Genomic DNA, 24355 nt, shown 5'->3' with positions numbered 1-24355 from the left:
GATTCCCGATTCCGCCCTCCATGCGATCCCACGTGATCGCCCTGTGCGCGGGAGTCGTCGCCGCGGCCGGCCTGGTCACCGCGGTGGGGACCGCTCCAGCGGCCGCCGCCCCGGTGTGTCCCGGCGGTGGCGCGCCACCACGGCTCGTCGGGACCGTCCCGGGCGCAGCACTGGAGGGCCTGACCGTCGACGGACGCGGCCGGCTCTACACCACCGACATCAACAGCGGCCGGGTGTTTCGTCTCAACGGCCCCGGTGCCCCGGCGATCCCCATCGCACGTGTTCCCGGCGGCAGCGGCGCCGGCGCACTCGCCTGGACTCCGGCAGGCACCCTACTGGTCGGCTATGGCGCCGATGCCCGGGTGATCGTCGGTGATACGCTGCGGCACGCCTCGATCGCCCGCCTCAACATCGCCACCCGAGTGTTGCGCCCCTGGGTGACCGGACTCAGCGCAGCCAACGGCATGGACGTCTCTGCGCGTGGAAATATCTACGCCACCAATGACTTCGGGAATCTGATCGGTCGTGTCTCGCCGACCGGCGCGGTACAGGCCAATTGGGGTGCCCTGCCCAGCGCGAACGGCGCCGTCCTCGGCCGCGACGATCGCTGGCTCTACGTGTCACGCACGTTCGTCGCCCCCGGCGTCAGCCGCATCTCGACGGCCAACCCGCGCGTCGTGCAGAACCTGCTCAACCTCGGCGCCGGTGACTTCCCCGACGGCCTGACCCTCGACGCTCATGGTCGCCCGGTGGTCCCACTCAACGCGTCGGGCCGGATCATCAGGATCACCGCACCGGGTCGCTACTGCGTCGTCGGGGCCGGGATGCCGCTGTCCAGCGTGCTCAGCTACGGGCGTGGTAGCCAGGGATTCTCGGCCGGGCGACTGTACCGGGCCGGTTTCGACGGTCGGATCTACGAGATTCCCGGCGGATTCGACGCCGGCGCCACCGCGGCATTCCCTGGCCGGTAGCGCCCTCCCCACCACACCACGAGCACCGCCCCTGCGGTGACCCACATGGTCAGCTGACCCGAGGCGGTGAGTGCGAAGATCGCCATCGCGACGACAATCCCGACCAGGAGCGCGTGCAGCTTATATGCCGGCCACGCCACTCCGGCCACATCCACCGTGCGAACGGCACGGCGCTGCCGGGCGGGGGCTTCGAAGGCGATGAAGGCGGTCACGACGACTCCCAGGGCCGTTGGGGTATTCGATCTTCATCGTAGCCGACTTCGTAACCAAATGTTCGGCGACCCGAAACCTCAGGTTGGATGACCCGGCTTGGCCGGCCTCACGGTCAGCTCAGGCAGCTCGGTCCCAACAGCGCCTTGAGGTCTCCCATCAGCGCCGAACTCGGCGTCACCCGGAGCGACTCGGTGAGCCGGAGCTGCGTCTGACGACGGTCGGAGACCAATGTGACGTGTACTTCCGCGGTCCCCGGATGACGGGTGAGCACCTGTTTGAGCGCCTGCACCCGATCCGGAGTGCACAACCGTGCCGTCAGTGTCAGTGCGACCGGCTTGGTGGCACCGGCCGAGGTGAGGTCCGGAACCGCCAGATCGTTCGCGCTGATCATCATGGAGTCGTCGCGCATGTTCACGCGGGCCTTGATGAGCACGATGTTGTCGGCCACGATGTCCATCCCGTATGCGGAATAGGCGCGCGGGAAGAAGTACACCTCGACACCACCGACCATGTCCTCCAGGGTCACCGCCGCCCACGGCTCGCCCTTCTTGTTCACCCGTCGGGTGACCGAGGAGATGATGCCGCCGATGGTGATCTGCGCCCCGTCGGACACGTTGCCTTCCAGCAGCGTCGTGATCGAGGTGTCGGTATGCGTCGCGATCGCATGTTCGACGCCGGCCAGCGGATGCCCGGAGACGTAGAGTCCCAACATCTCTCGCTCGATGGCGAGTTTGTGTTTGGTGTCCCATTCCTCGTCGGGCACCTTGACCGCGAAGACCTCGGCCATCGAATCGTCGGCTCCCCCGGCGTCGCCGAAGAGGTCGAACTGGCCGATGGCCTCGGCCTTCTTGGTACCGAGAACCGATTCCACGGCCTCGCCGTGCACCAGGAACAGACCCTTGCGCGGATGCGACAGCGAATCGAAGGCGCCGGATTTGATCAGGGATTCGGTCACCTTCTTGTTGCATGCGGTGACGTCGATCTTGCCCAGGTAGTCGGAGAAGCTGATGAACTTCCCCTTCTCCTCCCGGGCGGCCAGGATCGAGGAGACCACGCCGGACCCGACATTGCGGATCGCGGCCAGACCGAAGCGGATGTCGGCGCCGACGGCGGCGAAGTTGCGTTGTGACTCGTTGACGTCGGGCGGCAGCACGGTGATGCCGAGTTTGCGGCAGTCCGACAGGTAGATGGCGGCCTTGTCCTTGTCGTCGCCGACCGAGGTAAGCAGACCGGCCATGTACTCGGCGGGATAGTTCGCCTTGAGATAGGCCGTCCAGAAGGACACCAGGCCGTAGCCCGCGGCATGGGATTTGTTGAACGCGTAACCGGCGAACGGCAACACAGTGTCCCACAGTGCGGTGATCGCGGCCTGGGAGAAGCCGTTGTTGCGCATCCCTTCGGCGAAGCCGTCGTAGGCCTCGTCGAGGATCTCTTTCTTCTTCTTACCCATCGCGCGACGCAGCAGGTCGGCCTGCCCGAGCGAGTAGCCGGCGACCTTCTGCGCGATCTGCATGATCTGCTCTTGGTAGACGATCAGGCCGAAGGTCTCGGCCAGGATCTCCTTGAGCGGTTCCTCGAGTTCAGGGTGGATCGGTGTGACGTCTTGCAGGCCGTTCTTACGCTTGGCGTAGTCGGTGTGTGCGTTCACACCCATCGGGCCGGGACGGTACAGCGCCAGCACGGCGACGATGTCCTCGAAGCCGGTGGGCTGCATCATCTTCAGGAGCTCACGCATGGCCGCGCCGTCGAGCTGGAACACGCCGAGGGTGTCACCGCGCGCGAGCAGCTCGTAGGTCTTGGGGTCCTCGAGCGGCAGCTCGTCCAGGTCGAGGTCGATGCCCCGGTTCAGTTTGATGTTCTCCAGGGCGTCACCGATGACGGTGAGGTTGCGCAGACCCAGGAAGTCCATCTTCAACAGGCCGATGGCCTCACACGACGGGTAATCCCAGCCGGTGATGATCGCGCCGTCCTGCGCGCGCTTCCACACCGGGATGGCGTCGGTCAGCGGCTCCGAGGACATGATCACCGCACAGGCGTGCACCCCGGCGTTACGGATCAGCCCTTCGAGACCGAGTGCGGTGTCATAGATCTTCTTGACATCCGGGTCGGTCTCGATGAGCGTGCGCACCTCGGTGGCCTCGCCGTAGCGCTCATGCTCGGCATTGGTGATACCCCAGACCGGGATGTCCTTGGCCATGATGGGCGGCGGCAGCGCCTTGGTGATGCGGTCGGCGATCGCGAAACCGGGCTGACCGAACTGCACACGCGCCGAATCCTTGATCGCCGCCTTCGTCTTGATCGTGCCGAAGGTGATGACCTGGGCCACCTTCTCGCTGCCCCACCGCTCGGTGGCATAGCGCACCATCTCACCGCGACGACGATCGTCGAAGTCGATATCGATATCGGGCATCGACACACGTTCGGGGTTGAGGAACCGCTCGAACAGCAATCCGTGCGGAATCGGGTCGATATTGGTGATACCCAACGCCCACGCGACCAGCGACCCGGCCGCCGAACCACGGCCCGGGCCGACGCGGATGCCGACTTCGAGCGCATGTCGGATCAGGTCACCGACCACCAGGAAGTAGGCCGGGAAGCCCATTTGGATGATGACGTCGAGCTCATAGTCGGCCCGCCGGACGTACTCCTCGGGTGGCCCGGACGGGAACCGGCGACCCAGTCCGGCCATCACCTCTTTACGCAGGAAACTCGGCTGGGTCTCACCGTCGGGCACCGGGAAGATCGGCATCCGGTCCCGGTGGGTGAAGACATCCTTGTAGGACTGGACTCGCTCCCCGATCTCCAGGGTGTTGTCACATGCCCCGGGCACCACCGAATCCCATTGCGCGCGCATCTCTGCGGCCGACTTCAGGTAGTAGCCGTCGCCGTCGAATTTGAAACGGGTCGGATCCGACAGGGTCTTACCGGTCTGCACACACAGCAGCGCCTCGTGCGCGGCCGCGTGTTCCTTGGTCACGTAGTGACAGTCGTTGGTGACGATCGGCTTGATCCCGAGCTGACGGCCGATGTCGAGCAGACCGTCGCGCACCCGACGCTCGATCTCGAGGCCGTGTTCCATCAGTTCCAGGTAGAAGTTGTCCGGCCCGAAGATCTCCTGCCACTTCGCGGCCGCCTCCAGAGCCTCGCGGTCGTGTCCCAGCCGCAGCCGGGTCTGCACCTCACCGGACGGACAGCCGGTGGTCGCGATGATGCCCTCGGCGTGGGCGGCGATCAAGTCGAGATCCATACGCGCCCACTTGCCCAACTGTCCCTCGATGGAGGCCAGCGAGGACAGTTTGAACAGGTTGCGCAGTCCGGTCGCGTTCTCGGCGACCATCGTCATGTGGGTGTAGGCACCCGAACCCGACACATCGTCGGATTTCTGGTCGCGCGTACCCCACTGCACCCGCTTGGTGTTGAAGCGCGAGTCGGGCGCGATATAAGCCTCGATACCGATGATCGGCTTGATGTCGTTCTTGACCGCCGTGTTGTAGAACTCGCTGGCGCCGAACATGTTTCCGTGGTCGGTCATACCGATCGCGGTCATCCCCAGACGCTTGGCCTCGGCAAACAACGGAGACACTTTGGCCGCACCGTCGAGCATCGAGTACTCGGTGTGATTGTGCAGGTGAACAAATGAATCCGTCACAGTGGACCACCTTAGGCGCGAGCACCGACAGTCGCCGAATCCCCACGCCCAGGGGTGACGAATGAGGCAGAAGAGAAGACGATCAGCCCTCGCGCAGGACGTCGAGCGCGTGCTGCAGATCGTCGGGATAGTCGCTGGTGAACTCCACCCGCCGACCGTCGGCGGGATGTGCGAAACCGAGGGTCCGCGCATGCAGCCACTGACGTTCCAGCCCCAGCCGGGCGGCCAGGGTGGGATCCGCGCCGTAGGTCGGGTCGCCGCAACAGGGGTGGTGCAGCGCCGACAGATGGACGCGGATCTGGTGGGTCCGGCCGGTCTCCAGGTGGACGTCGAGCAGCGACGCGGCGGCGAACATCTCCAGCGTGTCGTAGTGCGTGACGCTCGGTTTACCCGCCGCGGTCACCGCGAACTTCCAGTCGTTGCCGCGATGGCGGCCGATCGGGGCGTCGATCGTCCCCGACGGCGGATCCAGATGACCCTGCACGAGTGCGTGATAGCCCTTGTCGACGGTGCGTTGTTTGAACGCCCGCTTGAGCAGCGTATAGGCACGTTCGGAGGCCGCGACGACCATGACTCCCGATGTCCCGACGTCGAGCCGGTGCACGATGCCCTGCCGTTCATGCGCCCCGGAGGTGGAGATCCGGTAGCCGGCCGCGGCCAGCGCACCGATCACCGTCGGTCCGGTCCAGCCCAGCGACGGATGCGCCGCGACGCCGACCGGTTTGTCCACCACCACGATGTCGGAATCGTGATAGATGATCTCGAGATCTTCCACCGGGGTCGGTTCGATCTCCAGCGGCCGGTCCGGTTCGGGCAGGACGACGTGCAGCAGACTGCCCGCCACCAGTTTGTGGGATTTGCCGACCGTCACGCCGTCGACGAAGACGTCGCCGTCCTCGGCCAACGTCGCCACCGCAGACCGGGACAGGCCGAGCATCCGGGCGAGACCGGCGTCCAGGCGCATACCGTGCAAGCCGTCGGGTACCGGCAGGGTCCGCGACTCACGCATGGCTGCCATCCTCGATTTCCTCCCCGTGATTGTCATCGGTCCCGTCGCGGGCCGGCGCATCCGCGTCCGACCGCCGACGACGCGCCGCCCAGCCGGTGCGGGTGCCGTCGTAGTCGTAACCCAGCAGGGACAGCGCCACCAGCAGCACCGCACCGCACACCACCGCCGAGTCGGCGACGTTGAACACCGGCCACCAACCGACCGAGATGAAGTCGACGACGTGCCCCTGCAGCGGCTTGGGGTCGCGGAAGATGCGGTCGATCAGGTTACCGATCGCACCGCCGAGTACCAGACCCAGGCCGACCACCCACCACCACGACCGGAGCCTGCCGCTGTAGCGCACGATCGCGGCGACCACCAGCAAGGCGACGACCGTCAGGACCCAGGTGTATCCGGACGCCATCGAGAAGGCGGCACCGCTGTTGCGCACCAGATGCAGCGTCACCACATCGCCGATGATGTGCACCGGTTCGTTCGGGTTGAGGGTCGCCACCACGATCGTCTTGGTGAGCAGATCCAGCCCCACCGCGATCGCCGCGACAGCCGACAACGCACCCATCACGCGTAGTGCACCCAGCGCCGCGGTGTCGGCGGTCTCCGCGCGAGGTTGATCGTCATCCACCATCCCATCATCCATGACGCGTGGAATACGCTGGCTGCCGTGTCCCGCCCCCGCCTGCCATCGACCGTTCTCAAGAGTGTGATCCTCGCGCTGGCGACCACCGTGATCGTCGCCGGTTGCGGCTCCGACGACAACGATTCCCCCGCCGCATCCGACGACTCGGCCGGCTGCGCGAGCGCGACCACCACCGGGCGCACCGACGTCAATCTGATCTCGATTCCGCCCGCGAAGGTCGCGGTGACCGACTACGGAACCGGCGTACGTCGGGTCCCGGCCCTGACACCGGATCTGTCGACGCCTCAACGCGTCACCCTCGTCACCACCTCGACGGTGGCCTCGTCGCCGACCGATCGGCAGTCCGAAGCGATCGAGACCCCGTTCACCGCACGGTTCGCCTGCACCGACCGCAGCGACCTCGAGTTGGTCACCGGCACCCCAACCTCACCGGACGCCACGCTGAACGACCAGTTGGGCGGGGCGAACGGCACTCAGGCGGGGATGGCCATGGCCCCCGGCGCGGCACCCATCTCGCTACGGCTGATCCCGCCGGAGTCGGCGGGTGAAGAAGCACGACTGGCCCTCGAACAGTCGCTCACCGGCGCGCTGACCCGGTGGGTGCCACTACCCACCGAGGCCGTCGGAGTCGGTGCGACCTGGCGGGCCCAGCGCGTCGTCTACGCCTCGGCGACGGTGACCCAGACCATCGAGGCGACGTTGACCGCCTGGACGGGTAATCGGCTGACGATCACCTACACCGCCGACGAGACGCCGGTGAACTCCGTGTTCGCCGTGCCGGGTAGCGCCGACACCCTGACGATCGCCCGATACTCCTTCACCGGCAGCGGCACCGTGACCGTCGACCTGACCCGCGGACTGCCGGTGGGCGGTGCGGCCACCTTCCGCGGGGCGCGCGAACTCGTCGGCGCCGATCCCGCGCGGCCGCTCGTCCAGCAAACCGGTTTCACCACCACCTGGCGCTGAACCGATTCGGCACGACGACAGGCGCCCCGAAACTCGGTTGGAGCTTCGGGGCGCCTGTGTCAGATCTGGGCGACTAGATCAGCTGGCCGCCGGGCACATCGCGCTCTTCTCGTTGTACGCGCTCAGCAGCAGGCAGACGGTCTCGTTGGAGAGCTTCCAGCGACCGTCGTCGTAGACGATGGTGGCGTCAACGCTGGTCGGCGGGTTGTCCGGCGTAGCAACCTGGACGGTAACCTTGGCCCGCTTCGGTCCCTGCCGGGTGACCGGAGCGACCAGTTCGTAGCTGATGTTCGGGTTGGCCTTCTTCGCAGCGACCAGCTTCTTGAAGATGGCCGGGTCCTTCTCGCTGCCCTCGACGAGGACGACCTTCTCGGAGTTGGCAACCTCGGGGTCGAGCGCCTTGGTGATCATCGCGTTGAGCGTGGTCAGTGACGGCGGCTTCGACTTGTTGGTGATGTCGGTACCGATCGCACCGGGCTGCGCCGGCGCCGCCGACGAGTCGCCGGTGGTGGTGGCGGCGTTCGCGGTCGGCACCGGCGGAGCGTCACTGCTGTCGTCGCCGCACGCGGCCACCGACACCAGCGCGGTCGCGATCATCGTCGCGGTCAGAAACTTGCGGATCTTCAACGATCTCCCTCACTGTCTGTACTTCGGAGACGCCCGGGCGGTCAGTCCTACCGTCGTCCCCGGCGAGAACCCCCACCACTATGCCAAACCGTGGCGTGGCACCCAACAACGCTGGGCCTTCTCTTCTACTGAGCTTCGCTTTTACTCAGCTTCGCCCTTCACGGAGCTTCGCTTCTCACCGGTTTGGTTCACCGTCACCGGCTCGCTGACGCTTGACGACGACGGATAGTTCCGCCGACGCTGGTCACATGCGCAACGATTCGCCCCAATCCGGCCCGACGAAAATCGTCCTGATCGCCACCGGCGGGACGATCGCGGCGCAGACCACCCCCGATGGGGCCGTACCCGCGCTCGGCGCCGGCGAGATGTTGACCGCCACCGCACCCGGCGCCGAGGCGGTCGAGGTCGTCGGACTCGACTTGATGGCGGTGGACAGTTCGGCGATGAGTGTCGCCGAACAGTTCTCCATCGTGCGCGCGATCTCCGAATCGCTGGCCGATGGCACCGTCGCGGGAGTCGTCGTCAGCCACGGCACCGACACCATGGAGGAGACGGCCTTCCTCGCCGATCTCTATGCCCGGGACGACCGTCCCGTCGTTTTCACCGGCGCCCAGCTCCCCGCGGACGCCCCGGGGGCCGACGGTCCGGCCAATCTGGCGGCGGCGATCGCGCTGGCCGCCGATCCCGCCACCCGAGGACGCGGCGTACTGATCGCACTCGGCGGACAGGTGCTGCCTGCTCGCGGCGCGTTCAAGGTCTCCACCACCGATCCAGCCGCCTTCGACACCGTGCGTGCGGACCTGCCGCGGCCGACGCTGCCCGGGCCGGTCCCCGGCGGACGTCTGGCCCGGGTGGATGCCTTCAGCCTGTACCCCGGCGTCTCCCCCGGCCTGATCGCCGCCGCTGTCGCCCAGAACGCGGCGGGTATCGTGCTCGCCGCCACCGGTTCGGGAAATACGCATCCCGACATCACCGCCGAGGTATCACTCGCGGTACGACGTGGGGTCACCGTGGCGGTGTGCTCGCGTGTGCCCTACGGTCGTGTGACTGCGACCTACGGCGGCGGTGGCGGAGCGGTCGACCTGCAGCGCGCGGGCGCCATCGTCTCGCCCTGGCTGCGGGCCTCCCAAACCAGGATCGCCCTGCTCGCGCTGCTGACAGCCGGCACCCCGGCCGATCAGATCGCCGAATTCCTCACCGCCGGAGCATAATCCCGGTCACGTGTCGAACAGATGGTCCGCAGGCCATGCCAGACTGTCGAGCGGGTCGGCGACACTCAGCTGCGGATCGTCGAGTGCGAAGGTCGCGGTACGCCCGGGCCCGGAGGTGCGCGTCTCGAAGCGGACGGTGACCACGCCGTGCCCGCTACCCTGCACCCAGCCATGTCCGTAATCCGGGTGTGCGACATCCGATCCGGGCTCCAGCCGACGACCCCCTCCCGGCCGCTGCACCGAGTCGAAGGATGTCGAGGACCCGGCACCGGCGAGGTCGAGGACCCCCGCGGGCAGTTCCGATTGTTCGACCGTATCGGGATCGACCGCACTGGCATCGGCCGGGTCGGTGCCGGGCGCGTCGGGATCGGCGAAGAGTGCGTACTGCTGGATCGCCGACAGCCCCGAATAGCCCACCCCGACCAGCCGGATCGCGCCGATCTCCTGCGGGTCGAGCGCCAGACGCCGTGCGGTGCGGGCGAGTTCGTCGAGATCGGTCGTCGCGGCTGGCAGTGTCGCCGACCTGGTGAGGATCGAATGATCCGACCGCTTCAGCTTCACCACCACCGTGCGCGCACCGCGGCCGTCGGCGACCAGGCGCCGGTGCGCGTCGCCGGCAGCCCGGTCGATCGCACCACGCAGTTCGCCGATCTCGACGATGTCGGTGGCGAAGGTCGACTCGGCGCTGATCTGTTTGGCCGACGCACGTTCGGCGACGGGTCGATCGTCGATCCCCTGGGCCAGCCGGTGTAGCGCAGGCCCCACCGTCGCCCCCAACACCGAGGACACCTCGACCGTGGACATCGCCGCCAGGTCGCCGATGGTGTCGATCCCCAAGCGCGACAGCCTGTCTCCCGACACCGGTCCGATTCCCCATAGTTTGCGCACCGGAAGCGCGTGCAAGAAGTCGAGTTCAGTGGCGGGTGGGATGACCATCACCCCATCGGGTTTCGCCATCCCCGAGGCGATCTTCGCGATCTGTTTCCCGCTACCGAAGCCGACCGATGCGGCGAGCCCGACCTCGGCGCGGATACGCGCACGGATCCGTTCGGCGAAGTCGGTTACGTCGGCGACGGTGGCACCGGCGAGTTCGGCGGGTTCGGCGAACGCCTCGTCGAAGGACAGCGTCTCGATGACCGGCATCACCTCACGCAGCAGCCCGAAGATGCGTGCGCTGACCGTGCGATAGAGGATGCCGCGTGGTGCCACCACCACGCCGGTCGGACCAACCAGGCGCCGCGCCTGATGCATGGGCATCGCCGAGGATGCACCGAAGACACGCGCCTCATAACTGGCACCGGCGACGACGCCGCGCCCACCCGAACCGCCGACGAGCACCGGACGCCCCCGCAGGGTCGGACGGGTGAGCTGTTCCACCGACGCGAAGAATGCATCCATGTCGAGATGCATCACCCATCGCGAACTCGTCGACGATGCAGCTGACACGGCGACAATCCTAGTTGTTCGGTTCCTGCGGATTGACTAACTGGCACCGCCGAGGCAGCTCGCGCACCCACTGCAGGCTGAGGGACATCTGGCCACCCCGGCGCCCTCAGCGGCTCAGCACGAACACCGGTATGTCGGCGGCGACCCGCGCCAACTCCGCCTCGGTGGCATCGGCGTCGACGCCGACCGGAAGGAAGCGACCCACCTCCCACCCCCACCTGTCCAGGTAGGCACGGATTATCGGCGCCCGATCGGCGACCGCGACCTCGGTCGGCACGACCGTTTCGGAGCGTCGGCCGCGACGCAGTTCGGCCCGGCCGGCGGCCCGGACGTTGCGAACCCACTGCGTCTGCCCGCGCACCGAGACCAGATAGTCGCCACCGGGCAAGGTCAGCGGATTGACCGGCACGCGCTGTGGCTGCCCACTGACGCGTCCGGCGACGGTCAGCGTGCGCGCTCCGGCGAGATTCAATCCGCGGTCGGCACACCAGCGGACCACCGCCCCGAAGATGCGGTCGCCACGGGTGGGCTCCAGGTAATGCGTCTGCGATGTCATGTGAACCACTCCTGCCGAAGTCTGCTTCGCGTCACTTCAGTGACATTCGAGAGCACTGCTCTCTATTCATCGATCATGCATCGACGCGCCCGATAAATCAAGAGCACCGCTCTCTTTTCTGGCAGGATGGCGGCATGGCATCCCCGACGTCGCGTACACACAAGAGCCGAGCCGAGAACCGGGCCGAGATCGAGACCGCCATCCGCAGACTCGGCCGCGAGCACCTGTCGAGGCACGGCGCCGCCGGACTGTCGTTGCGCGCCATCGCCCGAGAGCTCGGCATGGTGTCGTCTGCCGTCTACCGCTATGTGCCCAGCCGCGACGACCTGCTCACCGTCCTCGTCGTCGAGGCCTACACCGATCTCGCCGACGCCGCGGAAGCCGCCGCCGACGCGGTCGAGCCGACCGACCACCGGGGCCGGATCCGGGCCTGTGCGCTCGCGATGCGTGACTGGGCGGTGTCCGATCCGGCCCGCTGGGCGCTGCTCTACGGCAGCCCGGTCCCCGGCTACGCCGCACCGGCCGAGCAGACCGTCGGCCCCGGCACCAGACTCAGCGGGCGGCTCCTCCGCGAACTGGACGCCGCCGACCTGTCGACACGTATCGACCAGGCGCAGACGAGCACACTTCGCGCAGACCTGGCCGCGATTCGCGATGAGTTCGGCGTACACCTATCCGACGCGGCGATCGTCGCCGGAACCACCTTGTGGGCCACCATCATCGGTGCGATCAGCCTGGAGGCCTTCGGCCAGTACGGCGCCGACACCTTCGGCGACCCGCGTGCGGTGTTCGACGATCAACTGACCATCGGGCTCCGCACGGTGTTCGCCGAGACCCGCTGACCCCGATCGTCGGCTAGGGTGCGAAGCGATCTGACCGATGCCCAGGGAGTTGATGCGCATGCGTCGTACACGGATGTCGACTGGACTGATCGCACTCGCAGCGGTCGCCTGCACCGCGTTGAGTGGATGCTCGGACGATTCGAGCGATTCGGGCGGCCCGTCGATGGCCGGCATACCGGGGATGCCGTCCATGCCGGGTATGAGCAACATCCCCGGCCTACCCGGCGGCAACAGCGGCATCTCCGGTGACAAGGCCGACGTGAGCGGTGGCTTCATCGATCCGTGCAAATTGCCCGCCGAGGCCATCCGCGCACTGAGCATCACGACCTTGATGCCCGTACCGATGAGTGGCCGCGACGCCGCCTCCGAACGTGGCTGCATGGGCATTCGGATCGGCGTCGGCGACAGCCGCACTCCCCAGGGCGCGTCGATCTGGTTCCTGAGCTGGGCACCCGACGTCAGCTTCATGGAACGCCGCTGGTCCGAGGAGGCCAAGGTGGACAACACGCTGCCTGCGAACTGGCGACGGATCAGTTACACACCGGTCAGCGAAGGTAACCGAGGGTGCATGTTGCTCTACCGCAGCGCCACTCAGGGTTGGTTCGGTATCGCCGACGCCTTCGCCGACGCCGACGATTGCACCCAGCCTCGTAACGCATTGTCGATCATCGCCCGGACGCTGCCCGACTGAGCCGCTCCGTGGACACTCGCCAAGACCGCCGACCCGATAGTCCCGGCCCGACCTTCAGCCGCGCTGATACGCCGGGCGCCCGATAACCTCAGCGCGCGATAGGCCGCACGTCGGTCACGTTGCCGAGCTTGTCCGGATTGCGCATCGCGAAGACGTTCGTGATCAGGCCGTCGACGACGTCGAAGACGAAGACGCCCTGCAGCCGACCGTCGAAGTAGACACGAATACCAGGGTGGCTGCTGAAGATCGCCGCCTCCACCCGGAGATCGTCCTCGAGTCTGCCCAGCCGGTGAAAACCCATCAGCAGTCGCGCGACCGCGAGGGCACCCGAGATCGGACGACGGACCGCCGACGCCTTGCCGTCACTGTCCGCGGTGAAGACCACATCCGGAGCCAGGATCGCCATCAGCGCCTCGACCTCCCCGGAGGACGCGGCCGCCATGAACGCGTCGGTCACCGCGGCCGCCCTGGTGTCGTCGACCGGGACGAACCTGGGTCGTCGTGCCTGCACATGCGCACGCGCGCGATGCGCCGTCTGACGCACCGCGGCCGGGGACTTACCCAGGAAGTCCCCGATCTCGTCGTGACTGAAACCGAAGACCTCGCGTAGCACGAAGACCGCGCGTTCGTCGGGGCCGAGACTCTCCAGCACGACCATCATCGCCGTCGACACCGACTCGGCGAGCACGACGTCGTCGGAGGCGTCGCGCTCGTCGAGCAGGATGGGTTCGGGCAACCACGGTCCCACGTAGTCCTCGCGCCGGCGACTCGACGACCGGATCGCGTTCAGCGCCTGCCGAGTCACGATCTTCGCCAGATATGCGCGCGAGTCGGTGACGGTGTCCAGATCGACTGCCGCCCAACGCAGGTAGCTGTCCTGCAGGACGTCGTCGGCGTCGGTCGCCGACCCGAGTAACTCGTAGGCGACGGTGAACAGCAGCGGCCGCAACTCGGTGAATCGGCGCGCATGCTCGGTATCGTCACCACTCATCGGTTCACCGCGTCCGCGCCGACGGACAGCGCCGACCGCTCCTGCCCCCGCATCGCAGGCGTGAAACCGGGACGACGCGCCTCCATCCGAAGCCCCCACAACACCGAGCGGCAGACGAGTTCCTTGGCCCATGCACCGGTCCGGCCGGAGATCGCACGCGACTTCGGGCGGTCGTCACGCTCGGTCAGCTGGATGACCGCGGAATGGCGGCCCAGCGATGCGCATTGTCCGACGAAGGCCACCGACACCGGTTGCGGCGCGGCTCCCGCCATCACGGCGAGTACAGTGTCGGCCGCGTGCGGCCCCAGCTGATTCGCGGCCTGGCAACTCATCCGGAACGCGACACCCGAGGGTGCCACCGCGTCTCCGGCTCCGACGATGCGCGGGTCGTCGACACTGGTGAGGGTCTCGTCGGTGACCAGCCGGCCGAGGGAGTCGGTGGTCAGTCCGCTGTCGGCGGCCAGCCCCGGCGCGCGGAACCCGATGGTCAGGATCGTCGTCGCACTCGGCACCACCGCACGCTCCCCGGAACCGTCGATGACGGTGACCGTGTCGGGCCCCACGGCCACCACGCGGTGATGGTCGAAGACAGCGACGCCGGCCTTGGCCAGCCAACGCGCGGTGTAGCGACGTCCCCGATCCGCGAAGGCCGCCAGCACCTCACCCGAGGCGACCAGCCGCACCCGACGACCGGCCCCGGCCAATTCGGCCGCGGTCTCCACCCCGGTCAGACCGGCACCGATCACCGTCACCCAACCGTCGTCGTCCGAATCGGCCAGTCGTGCGCGAAGACGTTGCGCCGCTTCCCATTCCCCGACCGCGAAACCGTGCTCGGCCGCGCCGGGGATACCGGGGTCGCCGACGATGGTGGATCCCACCGCGTAGACGAGGTGGTCGTAGTCCAGGGACTCCCCCGACGCCAGTTCCACCCGACCGGCGGCCACATCGATCCGCACGGCGGTGTCGACACACAGCCGCACACCGGCGGCCAGCACCCGGCCGTAGTCGGCCACCGCTTCGCCGGTCCCGCTGACCCACTGATGCAGCCGGATCCGGTGGACGAAGTCCGGCCGTGCGTTGACCACAACCACATCGGCGTCCGCGGCCGACAACCGGTTGGCCGCCATGGTGCCCGCGTAACCGCCGCCCAGGACGACGATGCGAGGGTGTTCTGAAGTCGTGCTCATGATCGCTCCTATCGAAGGTGGACAATCACAAGACACCGTGACTCACCGACCTGTGACAGTCAGTGACCCATGTCACACCCGACTCGGATCACATTCTCGCTCACGAACCGGTTCCAGCCCTCACTGTGTCGGCCGTCGCTGTGTCGGCTCGCACAATGTCGACACTGACGCCGTCGCCGAGTTCGATCTTGCCTGCCGGGCCGTCGGCGACGTCGAAGACCACGGCGAGCACCTCACCGGCGATGAGCTGCGCATGCCGGTCGGCCCACTCCCGACGGTCGGCGCCGACGACGAAACGCACCTCGATGCGGTCGGAGACGTCCAGGTCGAGGTTGCGACGTGCGTCCTGCAGCTCACGCACGCGGTCCTTCGCCCAGCCCTCCGCCTCAAGTTCCTCGGTGACATCGGTGTCCAGCACGACCAGACCACGCCCGCCGGGCAGTTCCGCCGTCGAATCGGGTTCCACCGCGACCAGCTTGCGGGTGTACTCGCCGTCCTGCAGTTCGATGCCACCTGCGACGACGACCTCGGTACCGTCGGAGCCGGTAACCGTCGACCAGTCCCCCGACTTCACCGCCTTGATGACCTTCTGGACATCCTTGCCCAGCCGCGGACCCGCGGCTCGCGCATTCACGGCCACCTCGTAGCGGCCATAGCTGTCCACGTCGGTCGCCAGCGTCACCGACTTGACGTTCATCTCATCGGCGATCAGCTCGCGATACGGTTCGAGCTTCCCGGCACCCACCGACGCCACCGTCAGACCGGACAGCGGCAGGCGGACGCGCAGCTTGTTGGCCTTGCGGACACTCGACGCCACCGAACATACCGCCTGGACCTCGTCCATCGCCGCCACCAGTTCGGCATCGGCGGGCAGGGTGTCGGCCGCGGGCCAGTCGGTCAGGTGAACCGACCGGCCGCCGGTCAGACCGCGCCACACCGCCTCGGTGGCCAGCGGGAGCAGCGGCGCGGCCAGCCTGCTGGCCACCTCGAGCACCGTGTACAGCGTGTCGAAGGCATCGGGATCGACGTCCTGACCGGACCAGAACCGCGAACGCGACCGTCGCACATACCAATTCGTCAGCGATTCGACGAACTCACGGAAGGAGTCACACGCACCGGAGATGTCGTTGACGTCGAGCGCAGCAGTCATCTCGTCGCGGGTGACGGCAAGTTTGGCCAGGATGTAGCGGTCGAGGACGTGGGTGGAATCTGTCCGCCACGTCGCCGGCCGATCCGCATACAGCTGCAGGAAGCTGTAGGCATTCCACAGCGGCAGCATCGCCTGGCGCACACCCTCGCGGATACCGCGTTCGGTCACCACCAGGTTGCCGCCCCGCAAGATCGGGCTCGCCATCAGGAACCAGCGCATCGCGTCGGAGCCGTCGCGGTCGAAGACCTCGTTGACATCCGGGTAGTTGCGCTTCGACTTGGACATCTTCTGCCCGTCGTCGCCGAGCACGATGCCATGGGCGACACAGGTTTTGAACGCCGGACGATCGAAGAGCGCGGTGGCCAGAACATGCATCGTGTAGAACCAGCCGCGGGTCTGACCGTTGTACTCGACGATGAAATCGCCCGGATTGTGCGGCGCCGCACCATCGTCGGAACCGTCGAACCACTCGGCGTTCTCGAACGGGTAGTGCACCTGCGCGTACGGCATCGATCCCGACTCGAACCAGCAGTCGAGCACCTCGGGCACCCGCCGCATAGTCGAGCGACCCGTCGGGTCGTCGGGGTTGGGCCGGGTCAGCTCGTCGATGTAGGGGCGGTGCAGATTGTCCGGCCGCACCCCGAAGTCGCGTTCCAGTTCGTCGAGCGAACCATAGACGTCGGTCCGCGGATACTCGGGATCGTCGGAGATCCAGACCGGGATCGGCGCGCCCCAGTAGCGATTTCGGCTGATGTTCCAGTCCCGGGCACCCTCGAGCCACTTACCGAACTGGCCGTCACGGATGTGCTCGGGCACCCAGGTGATCTGCTTGTTCAGCTCGACCATGCGGTCGCGGAACTCGGTCACCGCCACGAACCACGACGGAACGGCCATGTAGATCAACGGCTTTCCCGACCGCCACGAATGCGGATAGGAGTGCTCGATGGTCTCATGCCGGACAATGCGGCCCGCGGTTTTGAGGTCCTTGATGATCACCGGGTTGGCGTCGAAGACGTTGAGTCCTGCGTAGGGCGGAACCTGTGCGGTGAACCGACCGCCCGGATCCAGCGGCTGCACCACCTCGATGCCGTTCGCGGTCGCCACATCCATATCTTCCTCACCGAACGCCGGAGCGAGGTGGACGATGCCGGTACCACTGTCGGTGGTCACATAGTCGGCCAGCAGCACCCGGTGGGCGTTGGGATGTCCGACGAAGAAGTCGAACGGCGGCGTGTAGCGCAGGCCGGCCAGCTCCGATCCCGAATAGGTGTGCAGCACCTCGGGTTCGGCGATCTCCTTGGCGTAGCCGCCCAGCAGCGCCTGCGCCAACAGGTACTCGTGACCGTCGGCGGCCCGCACATGGACGTAGTCGACGTCGGGGTGCACGGCGATCGCCAGGTTCGACGGCAGCGTCCACGGCGTGGTGGTCCAGATCAGGGCGTCGACCCCGTCGAGCGCGGCCAGCGGGCCGTCGGGGACCGTCAGCGGCATGGTCACCGTGACCGCCGGGTCCTGGCGCATCCGGTAGGCGTCGTCGAGTTTGGATTCCTGATTCGACAGCGGGGTCTGCTCGTACCAGGAGTACGGCAGCACCCGGTAACCCTGATAGACCAGGCCCTTGTCGTGCAGACGTTTGAATGCCCACATGACCGATTCCATGAAATCCAGGTCGAGGGTCTTGTAGTCGTTGTCGAAGTCGACCCAACGCGCCTGGCGGGTCACATAGTCGCGCCACTCCCCGGTGTAGCGCAGCACCGAGTCCCGGCAGTAGTCGTTGAACTCGGCCAGACCCATCTTCTCGATCTGCGACTTATCGGTGATTCCGAGTTGCCGTTCGGCCTCCAGTTCGGCGGGCAGCCCGTGGGTGTCCCAGCCGAAGCGGCGTTCGACCTTCTTGCCCCGCATCGTCTGATAACGCGGAACAACGTCCTTGACGTAGCCGGTCAACAGGTGGCCGTAGTGCGGCAGACCATTGGCGAAGGGCGGACCGTCGTAGAAGACGAATTCGTCGGCATCGGCACGGTTGGCGATGGATGCGGCGAACGTACCGTCGTCGTCCCAGTACCGCAGCACTTCCTGCTCGACGTCAGGAAAGCTCGGCGCACCACGCCCGGTACCACCGGTCATGTCGATCATCGGATAGGTGCGGGCGGTCTCATCGCTCACGGCTCGTCTCCTCGTGCCAGCTGCTCGTTCTGCTCAGGCACGGGGACGCACACCTTCGCAGGCCTACGCGGTACCACCCCGCTTGCGCCGGTCACCGGACCGGACGCCGCTCACGGACCCGATCGCCACCCACTACGGCGGACAGTCGGTCCTACGGCTGTGACGGGCCGAACCCGCCCGGTTCTACTGGGAGTACGCGACTCTGTTCTTCCGGGTGCTCCCCGGTGATAGCCGGATCAACGCTGCACGCGAGTGCATCGACAAGTGTAGCCGGGTCGCCCGGCGGCGGTCCAAATCATTACCGCCGAGCGGTGCGGTCAGTCGGCAGGCGGATGCCAGTTCGGGTCCAACGGATCGAACTTCGGCGCCGGACGCCGAGTTGGCGGACGCGGCGGTTCCGGCGGCCGTGACGGCTGCTGCGGCCGCGGCGGCACCGTCCGCCCCGCCCGATTGTCGGGCCGGCCGGGCGCCGATGGCCGGTTGTCCCGCGGACCGGCCTGCGGGGATGCCGAGACCTGGGGTCCCGGACGTCGCGGTGCCGGTTGCGGATCGTGCGCCCGTGGCGGTCCGGTCAACTCCGGCCCGCCCACCGAACGCAGGTAATCGGACAGATCGCCCTCCCGCTGCGGCGCCTCCGCCTCGTCGGGGATATCAGGGGTGGAGGTTTCGGGGGCCGGGGTTTCGGGAGTGCGATTGTCACTCTCCGAGATGTCGACACCACCGCGCACACGACTCGGTGTGTCATCCCCCCACGCCACATCGTCATCGTCGTCATCGGCGTCGTCATCGTCGTCGGAGCGACCGAGAACGCCGCGACGGCCGCCGGTCACACCGGCGGCCGTGCGGTCATCACTGTCACGACTCGAGCCGAACACATCGGCGAGCAGAAAGCCCAGTCCGATGAGGCAGACGACGATACATGCGACCGCCAGCCACACCTGTCCGGTGACCAAACCCAGGACCAGTACGACGAACCCGATCAGGGTTGCGGTCAGAGCCAGCGTCAACACGTCAGACTATCGATCGAGATCAGCTCGGCGAGTAGCTGCTGAACCCGCCGTTACCCGGGTCCGCGGAGAACGACGCGTCGGGACGGCCGTTCTCCACCGGGGCCGCGCTACCGCGCTGCTGCAGCTCCTCGAGCTGCGACTCCAGATAGGTCTTCAGCCGGGTACGGTACTCGCGCTCGAAAGTCTTGAGCTGCTCGATACGACCTTCGAGCACACCACGCTGCTGGTTGATGGTGCCCATGATCTCACTGTGCTTGCGTTCCGCGTCGCTCTGCAGGGCGTCGGCACGTTCCTGCGCCTGGCGCAGCTGCGCCTCCGACCGGGTCTGCGCGTCGGCGAGGGTCGCCTCGGAACGCTGACGTGCGTCGGCAAGCAGGGCATCCGCCTTGCTCTGAGCTTCGGACACCGTGGCGTCGGCACGCTGGTTGGCATCGGCGAGCAACGCGTCGGCGTCGCTGCGTGCGCTACCGGTCAGCCGGTCTGCGGTGTCCTGGGCGAGTGCGAGAACGCGAGCCGCACGGACGTGGGCGTCGTCGCCACCTTCGGTTTCGGCGGGCGCCGCGGGGGCAGCGGCCGGAGCCGGCGTCGCAACCGGGAACACCTGGGTACGGTCTTCGGTCGCCGGTGCCGGGGCTCCGGACTTGGCGTCGGCTAGCTCGCCTTCGAGTTCCTCAACCCGCTGCTTGAGATCCGAGTTCTCCTCGATCAGCCGGGCCAGCTCGGCCTCGACGAAGTCGAGGAACTGATCAACCTCATCCTCGTTGTAGCCGCGCTTACCGATAGGCGGTTTGCTGAACGCGACGTTGTGCACATCAGCTGGTGTCAGCCGCATGTCGGTTCCCCTCATGTCGTTATGGAGCTTCATCTTCAGTTGGCGGGACGTGCAGCCTGTCGTGGGTGCTGTCGCACACCCACAGCGCAGGTCGACCCACTACCAGGCTGTCACTTTCATACATACCAGTCAAAATCCTTAACTGGCGACCAATCCTGTCACATCCGAACCGCTCGTTGCAGGACTTCGATGCCCTGTTGCAATCGAACAGTCACTCGATGATGACATTCCACGGTAGTCCATCACCACACCCGAACGATAGATGCCCGGGATTCGCCCATGACGAGCATTACCCGTACAGCCGTACCAAAATCAGGGCGAATCGGGCAGGTCATGCTCGTTCAGACCAGTCCGAGCATCATGGCCGCCGCGTTCGTCGCGGCCCGGTCGCGCAGCCCGGCGACGATACTCATCGCGACGCTGACCACGATCATCGTGATCATCAGCGAGAGATCGAGACGGATCGGGCCGAGCGGAATGGGTGGGAGCACCTTGCGCAACGCCTTGATCGGCGGATCGGTGGCCGTGAAGACCAGTTCGATGACGATCACCGAGATGCCGGTCGGTCGCCATTCGCGGGCGAAGGCCCGCACGAGTTCGACGACCAGCCGCCCCAGCAGAAGAAGCAAGTAGATCAACAACAGGAAGTACACGACGTTCCAGATAATCTCGGCCACGGATCAAGATTGCCTGAAGAGTGACGTCCGCGCCGAATCGCCGCGCTCAGTTGTGGTTGTAGAAACCGGTCTCGGCGATCTTGCGACGATCCTCCGGCGACACGTCGACGTCGGCCGGCGACAACAGGAACACCTTGGTCGCCACCTTGTCGAAGGAGCCGCGCAGGGCGAAGGCCAGCCCGGCGGCGAAATCCACCAGACGCTTGGCGTCGTCGTTGGTCATGTCGACCAGATCCATGATGACCGGGTTTCCGTCACGGAAGCGCTCACCGATGGTGCGGGCCTCGCTGTAGTCGGAGGGCCGCAGAGTGGTGATCTTGTGTAGCGAGCTGCCGGCGAAGACGCGCTCGAGTTCGGCACGCTCCTCGGTGCCACGGACGCCGGCGGCGGTGCGCAGCGACGCGCTCGACGTACGCTGCAGCGGCTCCAGTCGGGCCGCACGCGGCTCGGCCATCGCCGGCCGGACACGATCCATCGAGTCGCCGACCGCACGCGCACCGGCGTAGGCGTACTCCATCGACGGCTCGTAGGCCTTCTCGTAACCACCCTCATAGGCGCCGAAACGCCGTTCCTCGTAAGCGAGTTCGTCACGGTAGCCAACCTCGCGCAGCGACGGTTCGGCGTACTCCGGCTCATAGGACGTGTCGCCGTAGTACTCGTCGCGGTAGTGGCGATCACGGCTGACACCGCGCATCGGCGGCACCGACTCGTCGAGGTAGTCATCCTCGTACTCGCTCGGCGGAACCATGCCGAAATATGCCTTGAACTTCTGCATCGTGGTCATCTTCGGCCTCCCTGTTGTTCGGCGCCGCTACGCAGCCGGGCCTGGTCTTGTGTGCATCGGTGGTGCATGTGTTGTGGTTGGTCTAGTTGTTCTAATTGGTTCTGGTGTTACCAATGTGATTACTGAGAGAGTAGCGGCCTATCCCCCAGGATCGCGGTTCCGACACGCACACAAGTTGAGCCATAGTGAACAGCCGGTTCCATATCCCCCGACATTCCCGCCGACAGGCCCACCGCCTGCGGATACGTCTCCTGGAAGCGTTCGTGGACATCGGCGAGTTCGGCCATCCATCGCTCTCGCGGACCATCGAGCGGCGCGATCGCCATCAGACCGCGCAGTTCCAGAGCGGGAGCCTCGACGACGAGATCGGCCAGCGCGGACAGATCTGCGGCGACGACACCGCCGCGGGCCGGATCACCGTCGAGGCTCACCTGGAGGTAGACACCGAGCGGGTCGGCACGGTCACCGGCATCGAGCGCCGCCGCCGCGGCCGCTTCGAGAGCGACGACGAGTTTGTCGCGGTCCACCGAATGGACCGAACGTGCCCAGCGCGCAACGACCTTCGCCTTCTTCGTCTGCACCGAGCCGATCATGTCGAAGGCCACGCCGGTCACCTCGGCACGGATCTCGGCCACCTTGCGACTCGCCTCAGGTTCGCGCGATTCACCGAAGGCGCGCTCACCGAGGGCGATCAATCGCCGGACATCCTGCGCCGGAAAGTATTTGGTGACGACGAGAAGTTCGACTGCTGCGGCCGGCCGGCCGGCCGCAGCCACCGCCGCGGCGAGCCTGGCGCGGACCGCACCGAGCCGCTCGGCCAACTCTGCGGTACGCGCATCATCGGCCGGGGAGGTCATGCCGGGTCCATCCAGATGACCGAGGCGAGGCGCCCGGTCGGTGCGCCGCGGCGATGACTGAACAATGCCCGATCCGCGATGGTGCAGCGTGGATCGATCTCGACCGCGGCCACCCCGGCCGCGGTCAGCTGACGGGCCAGTCCCGCACGCAGATCCAGTCCGGCCGTTCCCTTTTCGGTACGACAGGCACTGCCCGGCAGATGCCGTTCGACATCGGCCTGCATCTGCGACGGCACCTCGTACCGCGCGCCGCTGGCAGCAGGACCGAGCAGAGCGCCGATCCGCTCGACCTTCGCCCCGAGTTCGACCATGACTCGCAACGTCGCCGGGACGATGCCGACCCGCGAGCCGATACGCCCCGCGTGGACGCCCGCGATCACCCCGGCCTCGTCATCACTGAGCAGCACCGGCACACAATCGGCCGAGAGTACCGCCAGCGCCAGCCCCGGCGTGGTGGTGACCAACGCATCGGTGGCAGGCACCGGCTCGTCGAGTGGACCGTCGACCACCGTCACCGTCCGACTGTGGATCTGTTCCATCCACACCAGCGACGACGGCTCGACACCGATCTGCTCGGCAAGCCGAGTTCGGTTGGCGACCACCGATTTCGGGTCGTCACCGACATGATCGCCGAGATTGAAGGAGTCGTACGGAGCCACCGAACAACCACCGGCGCGCGTGGTGACCACGCGGCGCACCCGCATGTCGAGCCTCAGCGCTTCATGAACGACGGCACGTCGACGTCGTCGTCGTCGAGGCGCACGGTGTTGCGTCGCGGCTTCTCCGGCTCACCCGCCGACTCGAACGGGTCGCCACCGGTCTTCGGCATATCCCCGAACAGCGGGTCGTTGCGGCGGGTACTCGACACCGCACCGGCCTGCCCCTGGCTCACCGCCGTGTTGCCGGCGACGACCGGGGTCTCCCGCTTACGCGGGGAGCCGCCGTCGAACCCGGCCGCGATCACCGTGACGCGCACCTCGTCACCGAGATTGTCGTCGATCACCGTGCCGAAGATGATGTTGGCGTCCTCGTGGGCCGCTTCCTGTACCTGGGTGGCCGCGTTGTGAATCTCGAACAGGCCGAGGTCGCTGCCGCCGGCTATCGAGATGAGCACGCCGCGCGCGCCCTCCATCGAGGCCTCCAGCAGTGGCGAGTTGATCGCCGATTCGGCCGCCTTCTTCGCACGATCCTCACCGCGCGCCGAACCGATACCCATCAGGGCGCTGCCCGCATCGCTCATGACGCCCTTGACGTCGGCGAAGTCGACATTGATCAGACCCGGGGTGGTGATCAGGTCGGTGATGCCCTGCACACCGTTGAGGAGCACCTCGTCGGCACTGCGGAAGGCATCCATCAGGCTGACCTGGGCGTCACCGAGCTGCAGCAGTCGGTCGTTCGGGATGACGATCAGCGTGTCGCAGGACTCGCGCAGCGCGGTGATGCCGTTCTCGGCCTGATTGCCGCGACGCTTGCCCTCGAAGGCGAACGGTCGCGTCACCACGCCGACGGTCAGCGCGCCCAGCTTGCGGGCGATCGAGGCCACGACGGGCGCACCACCGGTGCCGGTGCCGCCGCCCTCACCCGCGGTCACGAACACCATGTCGGCGCCCTTGAGCAGTTCCTCGATCTCGTCGCGCGCGTCTTCGGCCGCCCGACGGCCCACCTCGGGATCGGCGCCCGCGCCGAGCCCGCGAGTCGAGTCGCGACCGACGTCGAGCTTGACGTCGGCGTCGCTCATCAGCAGAGCCTGGGCGTCGGTGTTGATCGCGATGAACTCAACACCCTTGAGTCCCTGTTCGATCATCCGGTTGACGGCGTTGACGCCGCCGCCGCCGATGCCGACGACTTTGATGACGGCCAGGTAGTTGTGCGGTGGCGTCATG

22 protein-coding genes are annotated in these 24355 nt (G+C 66.9%); 5 read left to right on the top strand and 17 right to left on the bottom strand.

The features are described 5' to 3' along the window. The first annotated feature begins 20 nt into the window (after positions 1-20). Positions 21-971, top strand: a complete 951-nt coding sequence (locus QSJ18_RS11800; protein WP_286326692.1) for an SMP-30/gluconolactonase/LRE family protein — start codon at positions 21-23, stop codon at positions 969-971. On the opposite strand, the gene QSJ18_RS11795 is transcribed toward QSJ18_RS11800, so the two are convergent. The 4 genes from QSJ18_RS11795 to lspA form a co-directional block, all read right to left on the bottom strand. Continuing rightward, a complete protein-coding gene (locus QSJ18_RS11795; RefSeq protein WP_286326642.1) occupies positions 914-1183 on the bottom strand; it encodes a hypothetical protein in 270 nt (89 codons plus the stop codon). The genes QSJ18_RS11800 and QSJ18_RS11795 overlap by 58 nt on opposite strands. A 113-nt stretch (positions 1184-1296) precedes the next feature. Next, positions 1297-4833, bottom strand: a complete 3537-nt coding sequence (gene dnaE, locus QSJ18_RS11790) for a DNA polymerase III subunit alpha (protein WP_286326641.1) — start codon at positions 4831-4833, stop codon at positions 1297-1299. An 82-nt stretch (positions 4834-4915) separates the two neighbouring features. Next, positions 4916-5842: an RluA family pseudouridine synthase gene (locus QSJ18_RS11785; RefSeq protein WP_286326691.1), complete on the bottom strand. Its 927-nt coding sequence runs from the start codon at positions 5840-5842 to the stop codon at positions 4916-4918. After that, positions 5835-6467, bottom strand: coding sequence for a signal peptidase II (lspA, locus tag QSJ18_RS11780; RefSeq protein WP_286326640.1), 633 nt, complete (start codon positions 6465-6467; stop codon positions 5835-5837). Before lspA ends, QSJ18_RS11785 begins: the two co-directional genes overlap by 8 nt. 36 nt (positions 6468-6503) lie before the next feature. Between lspA and QSJ18_RS11775 the strand changes: the two genes are divergently transcribed. Further along, the gene (locus QSJ18_RS11775; RefSeq protein WP_286326639.1) at positions 6504-7445 is read left to right on the top strand and encodes a hypothetical protein; all 942 of its coding nucleotides are present in this window, start codon (positions 6504-6506) and stop codon (positions 7443-7445) included. A gap of 78 nt (positions 7446-7523) precedes the next feature. Here QSJ18_RS11775 and QSJ18_RS11770 read toward each other — a convergent pair whose 3' ends face one another. Next, positions 7524-8072, bottom strand: a complete 549-nt coding sequence (locus tag QSJ18_RS11770) for a WKL family lipoprotein (protein WP_286326638.1) — start codon at positions 8070-8072, stop codon at positions 7524-7526. 248 nt (positions 8073-8320) lie between these two features. Between QSJ18_RS11770 and QSJ18_RS11765 the strand changes: the two genes are divergently transcribed. Next, positions 8321-9283 (top strand): asparaginase, encoded by a 963-nt coding sequence (locus QSJ18_RS11765; protein WP_286326637.1) that lies wholly within the window; start codon positions 8321-8323, stop codon positions 9281-9283. 6 nt (positions 9284-9289) lie between these two features. Here the strand turns inward: QSJ18_RS11765 and QSJ18_RS11760 are convergent, their stop codons facing one another. Together QSJ18_RS11760 and QSJ18_RS11755 are read right to left on the bottom strand one after the other, a co-directional pair. Beyond that, positions 9290-10693, bottom strand: coding sequence for a DNA polymerase IV (locus QSJ18_RS11760; RefSeq protein ID WP_462476059.1), 1404 nt, complete (start codon positions 10691-10693; stop codon positions 9290-9292). Positions 10694-10835: 142 nt separating this feature from the next. After that, entirely contained in the window at positions 10836-11285 is a 450-nt protein-coding gene (locus QSJ18_RS11755; protein WP_286326635.1) for a nitroreductase/quinone reductase family protein, read from the bottom strand. Between the two features lie 134 nt (positions 11286-11419). Here QSJ18_RS11755 and QSJ18_RS11750 point away from each other — a divergent pair, with 134 nt between their 5' ends. Together QSJ18_RS11750 and QSJ18_RS11745 are read left to right on the top strand one after the other, a co-directional pair. Continuing rightward, positions 11420-12127 carry a TetR/AcrR family transcriptional regulator gene (locus QSJ18_RS11750; RefSeq protein WP_286326634.1) on the top strand — a complete coding sequence of 236 codons (708 nt, stop codon included), beginning with the start codon at positions 11420-11422 and terminating at the stop codon, positions 12125-12127. A 58-nt stretch (positions 12128-12185) separates the two neighbouring features. Next, complete coding sequence (locus QSJ18_RS11745; RefSeq protein WP_286326633.1) at positions 12186-12818, top strand: hypothetical protein; 633 nt, start codon at positions 12186-12188, stop codon at positions 12816-12818. An 88-nt stretch (positions 12819-12906) separates the two neighbouring features. Here QSJ18_RS11745 and sigJ read toward each other — a convergent pair whose 3' ends face one another. The 10 genes from sigJ to ftsZ form a co-directional block, all read right to left on the bottom strand. Then, positions 12907-13809 (bottom strand): RNA polymerase sigma factor SigJ, encoded by a 903-nt coding sequence (sigJ, locus tag QSJ18_RS11740; RefSeq protein ID WP_286326632.1) that lies wholly within the window; start codon positions 13807-13809, stop codon positions 12907-12909. Then, positions 13806-14996, bottom strand: a complete 1191-nt coding sequence (locus QSJ18_RS11735; RefSeq protein WP_286326631.1) for an NAD(P)/FAD-dependent oxidoreductase — start codon at positions 14994-14996, stop codon at positions 13806-13808. Before QSJ18_RS11735 ends, sigJ begins: the two co-directional genes overlap by 4 nt. 100 nt (positions 14997-15096) lie before the next feature. Then, positions 15097-18282 (bottom strand): isoleucine--tRNA ligase, encoded by a 3186-nt coding sequence (gene ileS / locus QSJ18_RS11730; RefSeq protein WP_286326689.1) that lies wholly within the window; start codon positions 18280-18282, stop codon positions 15097-15099. Positions 18283-18629: 347 nt separating this feature from the next. Further along, on the bottom strand, positions 18630-19322 hold the full coding sequence (locus QSJ18_RS11725) for a hypothetical protein (RefSeq protein WP_286326629.1): 693 nt from the start codon (positions 19320-19322) through the stop codon (positions 18630-18632). 19 nt (positions 19323-19341) lie between these two features. Further along, positions 19342-20154, bottom strand: coding sequence for a DivIVA-like cell division protein Wag31 (gene wag31, locus QSJ18_RS11720; protein ID WP_286326687.1), 813 nt, complete (start codon positions 20152-20154; stop codon positions 19342-19344). Positions 20155-20495: 341 nt separating this feature from the next. Then, complete coding sequence (locus QSJ18_RS11715; RefSeq protein ID WP_286326628.1) at positions 20496-20831, bottom strand: YggT family protein; 336 nt, start codon at positions 20829-20831, stop codon at positions 20496-20498. 46 nt (positions 20832-20877) lie between these two features. Beyond that, positions 20878-21615 (bottom strand): cell division protein SepF, encoded by a 738-nt coding sequence (locus QSJ18_RS11710; RefSeq protein ID WP_286326627.1) that lies wholly within the window; start codon positions 21613-21615, stop codon positions 20878-20880. A 119-nt stretch (positions 21616-21734) separates the two neighbouring features. Next, positions 21735-22472 (bottom strand): YggS family pyridoxal phosphate-dependent enzyme, encoded by a 738-nt coding sequence (locus QSJ18_RS11705; protein WP_286326626.1) that lies wholly within the window; start codon positions 22470-22472, stop codon positions 21735-21737. Further along, the gene (gene pgeF / locus QSJ18_RS11700) at positions 22469-23176 is read right to left on the bottom strand and encodes a peptidoglycan editing factor PgeF (RefSeq protein ID WP_286326625.1); all 708 of its coding nucleotides are present in this window, start codon (positions 23174-23176) and stop codon (positions 22469-22471) included. Before pgeF ends, QSJ18_RS11705 begins: the two co-directional genes overlap by 4 nt. An 8-nt stretch (positions 23177-23184) precedes the next feature. After that, positions 23185-24354, bottom strand: a complete 1170-nt coding sequence (gene ftsZ, locus QSJ18_RS11695; RefSeq protein ID WP_286326624.1) for a cell division protein FtsZ — start codon at positions 24352-24354, stop codon at positions 23185-23187. Position 24355 lies beyond the last annotated feature (1 nt).

Origin of the sequence: Gordonia heveisoli, from assembly GCF_030315745.1 — a bacterium.
Taxonomy (GTDB): Bacteria; Actinomycetota; Actinomycetes; order Mycobacteriales; family Mycobacteriaceae; genus Gordonia.
The sequence above is the reverse complement of the archived record's forward strand: the minus strand, read 5'-3'. Positions and strand labels throughout refer to the sequence as shown.

Excerpts from the sequence above, each read along its gene's own strand:
- QSJ18_RS11710 (WP_286326627.1), bottom strand. The coding sequence starts at position 21,615 with ATGACCACGATGCAGAAGTTCAAGGCATATTTCGGCATGGTTCCGCCG.
- ftsZ (WP_286326624.1), bottom strand. The coding sequence starts at position 24,354 with ATGACGCCACCGCACAACTACCTGGCCGTCATCAAAGTCGTCGGCATC.
- QSJ18_RS11760 (WP_462476059.1), bottom strand. The coding sequence starts at position 10,693 with ATGCATCTCGACATGGATGCATTCTTCGCGTCGGTGGAACAGCTCACC.
- QSJ18_RS11745 (WP_286326633.1), top strand. The coding sequence starts at position 12,186 with ATGCGTCGTACACGGATGTCGACTGGACTGATCGCACTCGCAGCGGTC.
- QSJ18_RS11755 (WP_286326635.1), bottom strand. The coding sequence starts at position 11,285 with ATGACATCGCAGACGCATTACCTGGAGCCCACCCGTGGCGACCGCATC.
- QSJ18_RS11705 (WP_286326626.1), bottom strand. The coding sequence starts at position 22,472 with ATGACCTCCCCGGCCGATGATGCGCGTACCGCAGAGTTGGCCGAGCGG.
- sigJ (WP_286326632.1), bottom strand. The coding sequence starts at position 13,809 with ATGAGTGGTGACGATACCGAGCATGCGCGCCGATTCACCGAGTTGCGG.
- ileS (WP_286326689.1), bottom strand. The coding sequence starts at position 18,282 with ATGATCGACATGACCGGTGGTACCGGGCGTGGTGCGCCGAGCTTTCCT.
- lspA (WP_286326640.1), bottom strand. The coding sequence starts at position 6,467 with ATGGTGGATGACGATCAACCTCGCGCGGAGACCGCCGACACCGCGGCG.
- QSJ18_RS11765 (WP_286326637.1), top strand. The coding sequence starts at position 8,321 with ATGCGCAACGATTCGCCCCAATCCGGCCCGACGAAAATCGTCCTGATC.
- QSJ18_RS11800 (WP_286326692.1), top strand. The coding sequence starts at position 21 with ATGCGATCCCACGTGATCGCCCTGTGCGCGGGAGTCGTCGCCGCGGCC.
- wag31 (WP_286326687.1), bottom strand. The coding sequence starts at position 20,154 with ATGCGGCTGACACCAGCTGATGTGCACAACGTCGCGTTCAGCAAACCG.
- QSJ18_RS11735 (WP_286326631.1), bottom strand. The coding sequence starts at position 14,996 with ATGAGCACGACTTCAGAACACCCTCGCATCGTCGTCCTGGGCGGCGGT.
- QSJ18_RS11785 (WP_286326691.1), bottom strand. The coding sequence starts at position 5,842 with ATGCGTGAGTCGCGGACCCTGCCGGTACCCGACGGCTTGCACGGTATG.
- QSJ18_RS11750 (WP_286326634.1), top strand. The coding sequence starts at position 11,420 with ATGGCATCCCCGACGTCGCGTACACACAAGAGCCGAGCCGAGAACCGG.
- pgeF (WP_286326625.1), bottom strand. The coding sequence starts at position 23,176 with ATGCGGGTGCGCCGCGTGGTCACCACGCGCGCCGGTGGTTGTTCGGTG.